Source organism: Dactylosporangium sp. NPDC005555 (genome assembly GCF_040605635.1).
In the GTDB taxonomy this organism is placed as follows: Bacteria; Actinomycetota; Actinomycetes; order Mycobacteriales; family Micromonosporaceae; genus Dactylosporangium.
The window spans coordinates 1-14,302 of sequence record NZ_JBEXDG010000112.1 but is presented as its reverse complement, the minus strand read 5'-3'; the positions used below and the strand labels follow the sequence as shown (position 1 = coordinate 14,302).

The window sequence follows — 14,302 nt, the reverse complement described above, 5'->3', positions numbered from 1 at the left end:
GATCGGGATGCATAGCCCCGTCCGGTTTGAGCATTCCCTGACAGGAACAGCGAGAGCTGCTTAAAGCCCTGTCCACTGTTCAGGGGGAACCTCAACTGGCGCCAGCAGAACCATGAAATCGCAGCGGCATAGTCGCGGTAGTTGTGTCGTAAGAGTGACTGCTGTGGTCGCCAACCGCTGTCACGGGAGCGGCGTGGACAATCAGCGGTGCTTATGATGCAACGCGGGAAGCTTCCTCATCGAGAGGCGGGTAGGGCGACGTGGACAAGCGGCTGACTGATCTGGCGCAAGCTTCGGCCAACTTCGGCAGGCTCTTCCACTACAACCCTCTGCTGGCGCTCTATGGGGCGCAGGCTGAGGCGGTGGTGTTCACTGACTCGAACGCCGCCCTGGTTCACACCCGTCAGTTCGGCGAGGTTCTGGCGGAGGAGCTGATTACCCGCGCCGGCCTGCGTGTGTCCGGAGACCTACAGGTGCATCGCGTCGCGGCGTTGGCGAACGCCGGCATGCTGACGTCTAATGTGCGCTCGGCGTTTGACACGCTGCGCACAGTCGGGAACCAGGCGACGCACCGGCACATGTTCGACACAGCCCGTGCGCTCGGCGCGATCCGGGTAGCCTGGGATCTGGGGGTGTGGCTGCACCGGGCGTTGTCCGGCGACCGCACCGTCGAGGGCTTCGTGCCGCCCGCCGAGCCGGTCATTGCCAACCCGGCCGAACTCGCGGAGCTGCGCTTCACACTTGAGCGCGATCGAGAGGCGCTGGCCGAGTCGAAACTCAGACTCACCGAGGTCGCGGATCTGGCACAGGCTCACGAGCGCGCGCGGGTCGAGGCTGAGTCACTCGTGGCTGTATCCCGCTCGCGGCATGAGGAGCTGCGCGCGCAAAATACGGCGCTACTGGCCGAGCTGGCGGCGCTGCGCGCGGCGCAGCAGGTGTCCTTCAACACGCTCAAGGACCAGCCGAACAAGGTCAGTTCGAAGGATCGAGAGACGATTGTCGAGCGGGCGCTGCGGCCCGCGCCGCTCAACGAGGTCCAGGCGCGTCGGGTGATTGACGCAATGCTCGCCCAGGCTGGCTGGCTGGTCCAGGACATGGGCGAACTCAACCCCATGGCCGGGCGCGGAGTGGCGGTCCGAGAGTTCCGGTTGGCATCAGGTGCGGCCGACTACGTGCTCTACGTCGATGGCAAGATTGTCGGGGTCATCGAGGCCAAGCGGGAGGGCGAGACGCTCACCGCGGCGCAGAAGCAGATCGCCCGCTATGCCGGAGGTGTCCTGAAGGAGCATTCCCTCGCCGTGTGGCGAGAGTCAGAGCCATTCGCGTTCCGATACGCGACCACCGGGACGGAGACTGTATTCCTCAACCGCCTGGATCCGCATGCCCGCACCCGTGAAGTGTTTTCCTTCCACCGCCCGGAGACGGTCGCCGGTTGGATGCGCCAGGCTGACGAGGAACCGGACGCGCCTACCTACCGAGCACGACTGAAGTCGATGCCGACATTGGAGACCAGCGGGCTGCGTCAGGCGCAGATCGACGCGATCACCGGGCTGGAAGCGTCTCTCGCCGACGACCTGCCTCGGGGCCTGATCCAGATGGCGACCGGTGCGGGCAAGACATTCACCGCAGTCACCGAGAGCTACCGGCTGCTAAAGCACGGCAAGGCCAAGCGGGTGCTGTTTTTGGTCGACCGCAACAACCTCGGCCGCCAAGCGCTCGGGGAGTTCCGCAACTACGTCACCCCTGACGACGGGCGCAAGTTCAGCGAGCTCTACAACGTGGAACGCCTGGCCGGCGACCAGGTCCAGGAGTCCTCCAGCGTGCTGATCTGCACGATCCAGAAGATGTACGCGCTGCTGCGCGGGGAAGCCGTGGTCAACGACGACGCGGCCGACGATACCGAAGACACGAGCGCCGACAGCCCGGACGACGATGACGCACCGATCACCGTCGAGTACAACCCGCAGGTGCCACCCGAATCCTTTGACATGATCATCGTGGACGAGTGCCACCGCTCGATCTACGGGCTTTGGCGAGGTGTGCTGGACTACTTCGATGCCCACATCGTCGGTCTTACAGCGACCCCGACAAAGCAGACCCTCGGTTTCTTCCACCAGAACCTGGTCTCCGAGTACACCTATGAGATGGCGGTCGCCGACGGCGTGAACGTCGACTTCGACGTGGTGCGCCTATCGACCAAGATCGGGTCCCAGGGTTCGCTGATCGACGAGGGCACCACGGTCAAGGTCCGTAACCGCAAGACCCGTGCCCAGCGCCTCGAGCAGCTCGACGAAGACTTCGTCTATACCAACAGGCAGCTCGGCCGCTCAGTCATCGCCGAGGATCACATCCGCACCGTGCTCACGACCTACCGGGACAACTGGCGGCGCTGGTTCCCCGACCGCGAGGTGCTACCCAAAACGCTCATTTTCGCTGCGGACGACAACCACGCCGAGGATGTATTACGCCACGCCAAGCTGGTCTTCGGGGCAGGCGACGACTTCGCCACGAAGATCACCTACAAGGTCCGTGCCGCTGGCAAGAACCCGGACACGCTCATCAACGACCTGCGTCACGACGCCGCGCTGCGCATCGCGGTGACCGTAGACATGATCGCGACCGGAACCGACGTTCGTGCCCTGGAATGCGTGATCTTCCTGCGGGCGGTCCGCAGCGCTGTGCTCTTCGAACAGATGAAAGGGCGCGGCGCGCGCACCCTCGACGCCGACGAGCTGCGGGAGGTCACCCCCGGAGCGGTCGCCGGGATCGCGAAGGACCGCTTCATACTGCTAGACGCGGTCGGGGTCACCGACTCCCCACTGGTCGACGCCAAGCCCCTGACGGCCGCCACCGAGAAGCAGATCAGTCTCGAAAAGCTGCTCCAGAAATGCGCGACCAAAGCCATCAACGAGACGGAGGCTGCCGCAGTCGCTGGCCGACTCGCCCGCCTCAACCAACAGATCAGCCCAGCCGAACGACAAGAGCTGGCCACCGTCGGCAATGGCGTGACTATCGCCGAAATCGCCCGCCGCATCGTCACCGCCATCGACCCCGACCGGCAGGAACAGGCCCGCGCGAAGGGCGGGCCGGCCGCCGCCCGCAAGCTCCTCGAGGACGCGATTGCCCCGCTGACCGGTAACCCGCCACTGCGCGCCCGCATCCTCGAGATCCGCCGTGACCACGACATCACTTACGACGAGACCAGCAAAGACGAGGTCATCGACCTCGTCGAGGTACCCCGGGAGGAGCGCGCCGCCTCGACGGTGGGGTCCTGGCGCGCATATCTGGCCGAGCACCGCGACGAAATCACCGCAATCCAAGTCCTGACCGCGGCTCGCGCCGGCGGACGCGACGCGCTCGACAAGCTCACTGAGATCGCCGCACGCATCCGCAGGCCACCGCACGCCTGGACCCCGGACATTCTGTGGAGTGCCTACGAGACTCTCGGTACGTCCGTCATGTCGCCACGCGGGAACGCACAGCTACCCGACCTGGTCAGCCTGATCCGCTATGAGCTCGGGCTGGACACCGAGCTCAAGCCGTACCGCAGCGCGGTTGAGGAACGCTTCGCGGGCTGGCTGCTTCGACAGAGTCAGGCAGGGGCCGAGTTCACGCCCGACCAGATTTGGTGGCTGGAGCAGATCCGCGACACGGTCGCCATCGGTGTGGGGATCTCAGTAGGGGACGTCCATGGCGTACCCTTCACCGAACGCGGTGGCCAGGCTGGCTTCATCAGATGTTTCGGTGGCCGGGACCGCGCCCGCGCTCTAATTGCCGAGATGGATAGAGAACTGGCTTGAGCATGGAATTACCGAACGGCTGGGCTTGGACCACGCTAGGCAACCTCGGCCAGTACATCAATGGACGAGGATTCAAGAAGTCTGAGTGGTCCACGGCTGGACGGCCTATCATCCGCATCCAGAATCTGACGGGCTCCGGGACGGATTTCAATTACTTCGCGGGCGACCTTGAGCAACGCTATGTCGTGAAGCCGGGCGATCTTCTCATTTCGTGGGCCGCAACCCTCGGTGCATACATTTGGTCCGGGCCTGAAAGCGCCCTAAATCAGCATATCTTCAAAGTAGAATCCGCGATCGATAAGACATTTCACCGCTATCTGATCGACTATAAGCTTGCGGAACTCATGCAGGAGACGCATGGGTCCGGCATGGTTCACGTCACCCGGGGAAGGTTCGATAACCTTCAGATCGCCCTGCCGCCACTCTCCGAGCAACGCCGAATCGTCGAAGCCCTCGAAGACCACCTGTCCCGCCTCGACGCGGCCTGCTCGATCATACGAGCGAATCTCCGCCGGTGCCGGGCCTTGGAAGCAGCAGTAATCGACCAAGCCGTTCGCGGAGTGCTCATGAGCCACCACGAGCCCGTCGACGAGATCAGCCCTTACGCACAAGAGCTCAGCAGGCTACGCCGGTCGATGAGCAGCGGACGCACGACCCCAAAACTCGCCTCGTCTCCGCTCGCCATGACGATCCCGACCAACTGGACGACAATGTCCCTCGATGAGCTTACCTGGAGCATCGAGTACGGGACCTCGGCCAAGGCGCACTCCGATTCTACTCCCGGTGATGTGCCTGTTATCCGCATGGGCAATATCCAGAATCGCGAGCTGGACTATAGTTCGCTGAAGTACCTGCCAGCAAGCCATCCCGACGTCCAGAAGCTCTCGCTAACGGATGGCGACATCCTCTTCAACCGCACCAATAGCGCAGAACTCGTCGGCAAGAGTGCGGTGTATCGGAGCGACTCCGGCCCGGCGACTTTCGCCTCTTATTTGATTCGCTGCCGTGTGCTCCCGGGGGTCGAACCGGACTGGCTTAACCTAGTGATCAACAGTCCTGTCGGCCGCTCTTACCTCCGTTCAGTGGTGAGCCAGCAAGTCGGCCAAGCCAACATCAACGGCACGAAGCTGGCCACCATGCCGATCCCGCTTCCGACCCCGCAGGAGCAGCGAGCCATCCTGGAAGTCGTGGACGACTACCTCGGCAAGCACAACCGCTTGACGAAAGCGCTGACCAGTTCGCTCCAGCGCGCGGAGCATCTGCGTAAGTCACTGCTCTTGCGCGCGTTTTCCGGCGAGCTCGTATCCCAAGATCCAACCGAGGAGCCGGCGATCGAGTTCCTCAAGACGATCGAGGCTGAACGCGGAGTCCGGGTCAAGACGACCCGCGGCCATAGGGCATCTACCGCGCCGCTTAGGCGGACCACATACGTATCCGCCGTAATGCAGGAAGAGCTCCCGCTGTGACCATCGAGATTATCAGTGCCTCCGCTCAGGCTGAGACGAACTCTCTCGTCGCGAAGTTGTGGAATTACTGCACAGTTTTGCGCGACGACGGGCTGTCCACGATCGACTACGTAGAGCAGCTCTCGTACCTGCTCTTTTTGAAGATCGCCGACGAGCAGTACCAGAACGATCTGAGCGATGAGCCTAAGCGGGTAGTACCCGAGAATCTGGACTGGGCGTCGCTGGTAGCGAAGAAGGGCGATGAGCTGGAACGGCACTACCGGCACGTCTTGATCGAGTTGGCGAAGCATCCTCACACCAACCTCGGCACGATCTTTGCTAAGGCCCAAAACAAGATCACTGATCCAGCGAAGCTGCAGAAACTCGCGGTTGATCTGATCGGGAAGCAGGAGTGGGCCGCCGCCGGAGTCGACATCAAGGGTGACGCCTACGAAGGCCTGCTCGCCAAGGGTGCGGAGGACGTCAAGACCGGCGCTGGCCAGTACTTCACGCCACGAGCGCTGATCGACGCGATGGTCGCGGTCTCCCAGCCGACACCAGATGACACGATCCTGGACCCAGCGTGCGGCACAGGCGGCTTCCTGATCGCCGCGCACGCGTACATCGCGCGCAAGTACCGCGGTCGCATGACAAAGGCGCAGCAGGACCGCCTCTCCAGCGGCGCGATCCATGGAGTCGAGCTGGTTCCGGGTACCGCCCGGCTGGCTGCGATGAACATGATCCTGCACGGGGTCGGCATGAGCGACGGCCCGTCGCTGATTGACGTGCGCGACGCGCTGGCCAAGCAGCCGACCGGCGACGAGCGAGTCTCCCTGGTACTGGCCAATCCGCCATTCGGCAAGAAATCATCGATTACCGTGTATGGCACGGACGGGCGGCTCGATAAAGAAGACATTTCCTACGACCGCACCGACTTCCGCTCGACTACGACAAACAAGCAGCTCAACTTCGTGCAGCACATCATGTCTGTGCTGAGGATCGACGGTCGGGCGGCTGTGGTCTTGCCGGACAACGTCCTGTTCGAGGGCGGTGCTGGCGAGGCCATCCGGCGGCGTCTACTCAAGGAATTCGACGTCCACACGCTGCTGCGGCTGCCGACCGGGATCTTCTACGCCGGCGGGGTTAAGGCCAACGTGCTGTTCTTTGACAAAAAGAACCCGCGTACCGACGGCAAGGCGTGGACCTCGAAGCTGTGGGTGTACGACTTCCGCGTTGGCGAGCACTTCACCCTGAAGACCCGGCCGCTGCGCCGTACGCACCTCGACGACTTCGTCGCCGTGTACCAGCCGGGCAAGCCCCGCAGTGAGCGCGTCGAGACCGAGCGGTTCAAGGCTTTCACCATCGACGAGTTACTTAAGCGCGACAAGGTCAACCTCGACATCGCGTGGCTCAAGGACCCGGCGCTCGATGACAGCGACAGCCTCCTGCCGCCAGCGGTGATCGCCCGTGAGATCGCCGACGACCTTCAGGCCGCTCTCGACGAGTTCGCCGCTATCGCGGATGCCTTGAGCGAGACAGACCTCGACGAGTCGACAGTGAGCGAGCTGCCTGAGCAGTAATTGTTACCGAAGCTGCGGACAGGATGGCGGTGACCCGGGTTAGCCAAGTCAATCCGGTGAGGGTGATGGCGAGGCCGGCGGTGAGCAGGACGGCGTTGCCGCACCTCTGGGTCAGGCACGGCATGGGCAGGGCGACGAAGAAAGTTCACCGCGGTAATGGGCAGGAAGCCGAGACCGGCCTGCAAGGGGCTGAAGCCATAAGCCGTCTGCAGGAACTGGGTGGTGAAGAAGAACCCGATCATCGTGCTGGCGAACAGTGTGCGGGCGAGGTAGACGCCGGCGCGCTCGTGGTTGGCGAACAGGTGCAGCGGCATGATGGGCTGTTCGGCGCGGGCCTCGTTGTGAATTGGGGCGGCGAGCACGATGGCACCGATCGCCAGAGCGGTGATGGTGGCCGAACTGGCCCAACCGTGGTCGGCGGCGTTGACGATCCCGAACACCACCGCCGCACCCATCCCCAGCGTCGCGCAGACCGCGCCGATCAGGTCGAACCGGCCGGTGCTGCGTTCGGTGTCGGGAATGTACTTCACGGCGGCGGCGGCGGTCGGGACGTTGATGATGAACCCGGCCAGCCAGGACAGCAGGTCGGCCAGGGCGCCGCCGACGACCAGGCCGCAGCCGGCACCGATGCCGTAGGCGGCCACCGCGTGGGTGCGTTCACGTCCTTCGAGCGCGGCCGTGAGCAGGGACAGCGAGGCCGGGGCCACCACGGCCGCGCCGACGCCCTGCAGGGCGCGAGCGGCGATCAGCCACCATCCGGTCGGTGCGACACCGATGAGGAACGAGGCCAGACCGAAGACGATCAATTCGGCGCTGACCGGAGCGCCAACCTGCGCAGCGAAAGAGCGTCGAATGTCAAGGTCGCATAGGAAAACTCCCAGCTCAGGAACGGCTAGAGCGGTTGGGGAGCGCAGGGTTGTCTCCGTCCGAGGCACCAAAAGAACTGCGCCATTCCACGGCGCGCTGATGATCGAAGCGACTACCCCCTACCACCGTTACGACAGTCCTGACCTTCAGCGGTCAACGTTCGTTCGGCTTTGGGTGGTCCGGTCCACCCATCAACCCTCCGAGGCATGCTCAGGCAGTCGGGTGGCGGACCCAAGCCGGTCCGGGAACGCCCGGTACCGCCACGCGCTGAACAGTGCCTACTCACGACCCCAGCATGCCGAACGTGGGCACCGGGGTCGTGGTTAGTCAGCGTCAGCCGGTAGCGGGAACTGGTCCAGCCACGCGATGTCCAACGGCTCGCCCAGGACCTGCCGCTGCCGGATCTGCGCGATGCGGATCTGCCAGCTCAACCGGCGCATCACCTCCACCGCGCCGTCTTTGAGTGCGTCTTCCCGGTCAGGTGAGCGCCACGAGTGGTCCACGACGATCGTGTAGTCGCCCGCGAACGCTTGGAGTTCTGTCTCGTACAGGCGCTCTTCGTACGCCTTACGGGTCGTGGACGGCAGGCTGCGCCAGCAGTCCACGACGTCGGCCACAACGATGGCGAGGCCATCCTTCTCAACCAGAGGGCCGAGGAGCTGCGCGATCATCAACGCGGCTTCGTATCGCTGGTTGGCGACCTCCAGCGCGACCGTCCGGTCGGCGATTTCGGCCTGTGCCCGTTCCAGTTTCTGCTCGACTTCCTGTTCGATCGACGCCTCGACCAGTGCTGTCACGCCAATTCCCCCGTCCGGTCGGCCGCTACGCGGAACGGCGTCCAACTTCCAGCCCGAACCTTCAACAACCCGACGTACTGATCCAGAACCTCGATCAGCCGTTCGGCGCCGAGGATCGCCTGTTCCCGCGTGCCTCCCATACCGCTCTCCAGACGGATGCAGGTCTCCCCGTCGTGCACGACGACCATCAGGTCACCGTCTTCTGACTCGATGGACGCACGCAGTCCCCGAAGGTCCAGGTCGGTCATGGGTTCCGGCGCGGCAGTCATAGCGGTGCTCCCAGGTATCGGGTGCCGTCCGGGTTGTTGCTGTGCCGGGCTCTGAACTGCCCGGCGTCGGTCGTGGTCATGCGGCTCCTCTCGGTGTGGAAGGGCGCGGCGGCCAAGGCTCGCAGCGTGTCCGTCAACCGCCGCACCCGCGACCCATCGTGGACGCGACAACCCAAAAATGCAATATTACAAAATGATGGGATTGCCGTGATTCTATTGCGAACGCTAACCTCATTGCGCGATGCAAGACACCGGAGTTACATAGCGGGTGAAAGGCACGCCCGGTATGTAGTCGACAAAGGAGTGACAACGTGACTGCAGAAACCGGGTCAACCGTTCCCCGCCGCCAACTCGGGCGATACCTGCGGCAACTCCGCGAAGAGGCCCGGATCACCGTCAAAGCCGCCGCCGAAGCACTGGAGTGGTCCGCACCCAAGATCTGGCGGATCGAAGGCGGCGCCACCTCGATGCGCGCGTTGGACGTCGAGGCGATGTGCCGGATCTACGGCGCCGCACCGGAAATGACCGAAGCGCTGATGGGCCTGGCCAAGGAGACCAAAGCCCGCGGATGGTGGCACTCCTACGGCGACGCCATCCCCGGCTGGTTCGAGCTGTACGTCGGACTGGAGAGCGCGGCCAGCCGACTTCGGTGGTACGACCCCGAGCTGATCCCCGGACTCCTGCAGACCAAGGAGTACGCGACCGAGGTCTACCAGGTGCACAACCCGGCCATGACCGAAGCCGACCTGGAACGCAGCGTGGCCGTCCGCATCGGTCGGCAGGCCCTCCTCACCCGCAAGATCCCCGCAGCCCCGCGCATCGACTTCCTGCTCAACGAACCCGTACTCCGCCGGCCGACCACCGACCGGACCGCGATGGCACGACAGCTCCACCACATCAACGAGGTCGCCAAACTCCCGAACGTGTCAGTGCGGGTGCTGCCCCTCAACGCCGGTTTGCACCGGGCGATGACCTGCGGACACTTCGCCGTCCTGGACTTTCCGCAGCACGGCGGGCGTGAAGCCGAGCCGTCCATCGTCTACAGCGACAACCTCACCGGCGCCCTCTACCTGGACAAACCACAGGAGATCGACGCGTACGCCAAGGTATGGGCCAGCGTCCACACCGCAGCACTGACCGACGCACAATCGAAGAAGCTGATCACCGCCATAGCCGAGGAGTACACGTCACCATGACCGACCTTTCCGCCGCCGTATGGCGCAAGAGCACCCGCTCCGGCGGCAACGGTGGAAGCTGCGTAGAAGTCGCCCACAACCTCCCGGACGTCACCGCCGTCCGCGACTCCAAGGACCAGACCGGCCCCGTGCTGACTTTCAGCAACAGTGGATGGGCCGCCTTCATCGAGAGCACCAAGAGCGGCACGTTCGACCTGTCGTGACGCCAGCCAGACGAGAGCTGTGAGGCGGGAGCTGCTGGCAGCTTAGGTACCCGATAGGAGTGATAGTTCTTATCAGTCGGTTTCGGTACACCAGCCCCCTCACCGTCGTTGACCAGCAGGGATGACGCGTGCATGGGCGTGGGTTCAGGCGAGCGTTCCCGGTCGTTGGAGTCCTCGTTGGAACGCTCGTTAGAACCCTCTAGTGAGGCCGGCCCCATGAACAGCGAAGGTGTTGCGACCAACCAACAACGCACCTGCACCGGCGTCGACGGCAGGGTCGGAGTTCGGTTGGTCAGCGGCTGCGGCACCGCACAACTGCCTACGCTCACCGTTCGCCAGGCCCGCGTTTGACCGCAGGATCATTTCGTAGCCACTGAGGCCCCATCAGATCGCCCTGATCAACAGCGCGGCGAACGGCGCCTTCCAAAATTCATTTTCGTCAACGTTCCGGGCGGCGCCGCCGTAGTGGTGTTCAAGGTCTGACCTGCGTGTTCAACCTCGCATCGATCTTGTTCACGAGGTTGAACATGGCACGGCGAGAGGCTTCGTGACCGGTTCGCCAGCCGGCCAGGCGCCAAAACGAGGCCCGAATTTGTATTCCCTTAGTGTCAGCGCTTGTCGGCGGACGTGGCCACACCATCCATGCCACAGACGCCCCAGCACACTCCCCATCCCAACCCCGACCGCCCGCGCGGCGGGCTGTTCCTCTTGGTCGAGGAACTCGTCGCGCTCATCGCCGGAGTCCGCGACGGCGTCCTCGTACCGCGCGCCTCGTTCCTTCAACGGCAGAACGTCCGCGCGGCCGTCGCCGACGGGGACCCGCAACGGCTGATCCAGCAGGAGCGCGGACGTGGCTAGGTCACCGCGCTGCGCCGGAGGTGACGTCGAGCGGGTTGACCATCAGCCTGGCGCCGTCCGGACCGAGGACGCGTTGCAGGTGGAGTTCAACATCACGGTGGTCGGCGGTGAGCAAGGCCGGCGGCTCGCCGTCCTGCAAGCCGAGGCCGTTCTCGACGTGCTGACCTGGCTGCACGAGCACCACCGCACCGGCCTCGCCACCGAGTAACCCCGGACCGCGCATTGAGGCGTACCACCCTCCGATGACCAGCCTTGATCACCGCATCGAGGTGCGGGTGGATCGGTCCAACCCCGCGTGTCCCGGCCCAGGGCCGGGATACGCGGGCGGCCGATCGCACACCCAACCCAGACTGGAGGCCACGGTTCCCATGCACGTCACCATCACCACCGACGACGCCGGACGACTGACCGCCCGCCCAGCAGCCGACGCCACTACACCCGGCGGCGCCGACACCATCACCGTCCTGCTGTGCCCGCCAGACGCCTACGACCGGCCGTCCGGCACCCTGACCCACCCCTACCAGTACACGAACGCCCCCACCGCCGTTGCCGCCGCACCGGTCCACCCACCACGTGACGCGACCGTCGCCGACCTCAACGCACCGACCGTCATCGTGGCCATCCACCCACTCAGCCGCCGCCTGCTCGCCGTCGGACCGTTCACCGGACCCGACCGAGCCCGGCAATGGTGGCACGCCGACTCCAACCGGTTCGCCACCCACAGCACCGCCTGTCACGTCCTTCCCCTGCCCAGCCTCGACACCGTCATCGCGCTCAGCCAGGAAGGAGACCCTCGGTGACCGCCACCCTGCCCGAGTGGCTACGCCCCACTGCCACCAGCCCACTCCAGCAACCGACCGTCCGCGTCGCGTTCCTCGGCCGGACCTCCACCGACGAACAGCAGGACCCGACCCTGTCGCTGCCTCGCCAGCTGACCAACAGCGAGCGTGCACTCCTGCCCGGGATGGTCATCGTCGCCTGGTTCTACGACGTCGAATCCTCCCGCAAGGAACTCGCACAACGAGGCTCCAGCACCGCATGGAGCAAGTACGACATTGGCATCCAACGCGACGGCGGCCTCAACGACCTCCTCACCGAGGCCACCGCACCGGACCGCCGCTTCGACGTCGTCATCTGCGAGTCCATCGACCGCATCGCCCGCTACACACACCAGGGCACCAAAATCGAACACGACCTCGAACTCGCCGGCATCCCACTCCTCGCGGCCGACGAGCCGATCATCCTCGACGGGCACACCAACGGCCGCAGACGCAAACGCGCCAGTCAGGTCCTGCTCCGCCGCACCAAACAGGGCGTCGCCGAGTGGTACATCATCGAAATGCTGGAGAAGTCCTGGGACGGGTTCGAAACCCACACCACCCAAGGCTGGAACATCGGCAAACCGCCCTACGGGTTCCTCGCCGAGAAGCACAAGCACCCCGTGCCCGCGAAACGCGCCCAGGGCAAGCACAAGACGAAACTTCAGCTCGACCCGGTACGCGGACCGGTCGTCGCGGTCATCTACGCGTGGCGCGTCGATGAACACCTCGGGTACCGGGCCATCGCCGAACGGCTCAACACCGACCTCGACCGGTACCCGCCACCACAACCCGTCGACCCCGAACGCGCCGTCGGATGGTGGACCGGCAGCGCCGTCCGGGAAATCCTGTGCAACCTCAAATACACGGGCTACATGGTGTGGAACCGCCGCTCCACCAAAGACAAACTCCACCCTGGCAAGAACAACCGCCGCGAAGAATGGGTCGTCTCCGAGACACCCACCCACCCCGCCGCAGTCAGCCTCGACCTGTTCTTCGCCGCGCAAGCCATCGCCAACACCCGCCAGGGCTCCCGATCAGACGCGCTCGGCGCCATTGCCAACCCGCACCGCCAGACTCAACACGTCTACCGGCTCCGGTCCCACGTGCACTGCACGCTGTGTCAGCGTCGGATGCACGGCAAGACGAAACGAACCAACATCTACTACTACTGCCAGCCCCGGCAACGTGCGATCCCCGAAGGGCACCCGCCGTCGATCTGGCTGCCCGAACGGGACCTCCTCGACGGGGTCGTGCGGTTCTTCAACACCCACGTCTTCGGCACCGACCGGATCGCCCTCGCCACCCGCAGCCTCGACATCGCCGGCATCCGCGAAGCCGAGGAGCACCACCAGAAGGTTGATGCCGTCCGGCGTGCCGTCGCTGACGCGGACACCCGCCTCGACCGGCTCACCACCATCCTCGAAGAACGCGACGACCCCGACGGCAGCGTCTTCGACCGCGTCAACCGCCGCATCACCGAACTCGAACAACAGAAGACCCTTCGGCAGGCCGGACTCGCCCACCTCCAGGCCAACGCCCCAACCACCACGCCCGGACCCATCGAACTGCTCAACGACCTGCCGACCATGCAGATCAGACTCGAAGACCTGCCCGCCGACCGGCTCCACCGACTCCTCACCGCCTTCGCAGTCCAGATCCACTACGACCGACGTGCGCACCGCGCCACCTACCGCGCCCAGATCAGCGCCGATGCCATACCCAACCTGACCGACGCCAGCGGCGCCCCACCCACCCCGACACACCGCACCCCACGCCAACGCCGCGCACACGAACCGGTCGGCCCCGCCAACGGCGGGGCCGACCCCGGTCCCGGTTGGCACAGATCCATGACGTGCCCTGCCGGGGGCACGCCACAGAACTGCAAACGCGCAGCGCGACCGGACGATCACTGATCGTGGACGCCAGCTTCACGCTTTGAGCGATCGAGAATGCCCCGGGCGAACCTCCCAGGGCATTCTCGCGTTCAACCTAATGATCGACATCGGACCTGCCCGGATCGCGGCCAGATGTGCGCAGCGAATCAGGAAGGCTACACACCTGCACGACGACATCCCGACCTGGGAGGGGCGTCATCGAAGACCCGGACTGGGTCTGGGTCGGTGTTCTCGTTGATGCGTCAGCCGCGCTCGGTTTGGAGCCGGGCGGCATGGCGGGCCGGCTATGGGCCAGCGTCGGCTGGCCCTGCGCTCGCTGACCGTTGCAGCCCGGTTCGGCGCTCTGGGACGCAGCAGCTGGCAGCGGCTCCAGTCGCCCGCGCCCATCGCCGACGTGTCCGGTGGGCGCTGTCGTTTGCTGTGGTTGCGGTTGCCCGGGGCCTCGCAGCCGGCACGCTGAACGGCTGGGCGACCGCGAATGCTGGCACGGCGTCCGTTTGACGCCCGTACCGGCCTGGGCGGGGCCGACCAGTCAGGTGGTGTCGCGTGCCGCGTTGATGCGTAGTGCTTC

Annotated in this window: 11 protein-coding genes and 1 pseudogene; 9 read left to right on the top strand and 3 right to left on the bottom strand. The window is 64.9% G+C overall.

The window, feature by feature from the left end:
* The first annotated feature begins 260 nt into the window (after positions 1 to 260).
* From ABZS58_RS49855 to ABZS58_RS49845, 3 genes are read left to right on the top strand one after another with little or no spacing between them, the layout of a single operon-like run.
* Positions 261 to 3,800 (top strand): DEAD/DEAH box helicase family protein, encoded by a 3,540-nt coding sequence (locus ABZS58_RS49855; RefSeq protein ID WP_354791752.1) that lies wholly within the window; start codon positions 261 to 263, stop codon positions 3,798 to 3,800.
* 2 nt (positions 3,801 to 3,802) lie between these two features.
* A complete protein-coding gene (locus tag ABZS58_RS49850; RefSeq protein WP_354791753.1) occupies positions 3,803 to 5,266 on the top strand; it encodes a restriction endonuclease subunit S in 1,464 nt (487 codons plus the stop codon).
* Positions 5,263 to 6,825 carry a class I SAM-dependent DNA methyltransferase gene (locus ABZS58_RS49845; protein WP_354791750.1) on the top strand — a complete coding sequence of 521 codons (1,563 nt, stop codon included), beginning with the start codon at positions 5,263 to 5,265 and terminating at the stop codon, positions 6,823 to 6,825. Before ABZS58_RS49850 ends, ABZS58_RS49845 begins: the two co-directional genes overlap by 4 nt.
* On the opposite strand, the gene ABZS58_RS49840 is transcribed toward ABZS58_RS49845, so the two are convergent.
* From ABZS58_RS49840 to ABZS58_RS49830, 3 genes are all read right to left on the bottom strand, one after another.
* Positions 6,732 to 7,631, bottom strand: a complete 900-nt coding sequence (locus ABZS58_RS49840) for an MFS transporter (RefSeq protein WP_354791749.1) — start codon at positions 7,629 to 7,631, stop codon at positions 6,732 to 6,734. The genes ABZS58_RS49845 and ABZS58_RS49840 overlap by 94 nt on opposite strands.
* A 384-nt stretch (positions 7,632 to 8,015) precedes the next feature.
* A complete protein-coding gene (locus ABZS58_RS49835; RefSeq protein WP_354791747.1) occupies positions 8,016 to 8,489 on the bottom strand; it encodes a hypothetical protein in 474 nt (157 codons plus the stop codon).
* Complete coding sequence (locus ABZS58_RS49830) at positions 8,486 to 8,758, bottom strand: hypothetical protein (protein ID WP_354791746.1); 273 nt, start codon at positions 8,756 to 8,758, stop codon at positions 8,486 to 8,488. Before ABZS58_RS49830 ends, ABZS58_RS49835 begins: the two co-directional genes overlap by 4 nt.
* A 311-nt stretch (positions 8,759 to 9,069) precedes the next feature.
* On the opposite strand from ABZS58_RS49830, the gene ABZS58_RS49825 reads away from it, so the two are divergent.
* From ABZS58_RS49825 to ABZS58_RS49800, 6 genes and pseudogenes are all read left to right on the top strand, one after another.
* Positions 9,070 to 9,954, top strand: coding sequence for a helix-turn-helix transcriptional regulator (locus ABZS58_RS49825; protein ID WP_354791744.1), 885 nt, complete (start codon positions 9,070 to 9,072; stop codon positions 9,952 to 9,954).
* Complete coding sequence (locus ABZS58_RS49820) at positions 9,951 to 10,157, top strand: DUF397 domain-containing protein (RefSeq protein ID WP_354791742.1); 207 nt, start codon at positions 9,951 to 9,953, stop codon at positions 10,155 to 10,157. The genes ABZS58_RS49825 and ABZS58_RS49820 overlap by 4 nt, the downstream gene beginning before the upstream one ends.
* A 708-nt stretch (positions 10,158 to 10,865) precedes the next feature.
* A pseudogene (locus ABZS58_RS49815) lies at positions 10,866 to 11,015 on the top strand (site-specific DNA-methyltransferase); the annotation flags it as partial.
* The gene (locus ABZS58_RS49810) at positions 11,008 to 11,223 is read left to right on the top strand and encodes a hypothetical protein (RefSeq protein ID WP_354791741.1); all 216 of its coding nucleotides are present in this window, start codon (positions 11,008 to 11,010) and stop codon (positions 11,221 to 11,223) included. The pseudogene ABZS58_RS49815 and the gene ABZS58_RS49810, both read left to right, overlap by 8 nt.
* A gap of 160 nt (positions 11,224 to 11,383) precedes the next feature.
* On the top strand, positions 11,384 to 11,815 hold the full coding sequence (locus tag ABZS58_RS49805) for a hypothetical protein (protein WP_354791740.1): 432 nt from the start codon (positions 11,384 to 11,386) through the stop codon (positions 11,813 to 11,815).
* On the top strand, positions 11,812 to 13,749 hold the full coding sequence (locus tag ABZS58_RS49800) for a recombinase family protein (protein ID WP_354791739.1): 1,938 nt from the start codon (positions 11,812 to 11,814) through the stop codon (positions 13,747 to 13,749). The genes ABZS58_RS49805 and ABZS58_RS49800 overlap by 4 nt, the downstream gene beginning before the upstream one ends.
* The last annotated feature ends 553 nt before the right edge of the window (positions 13,750 to 14,302 follow it).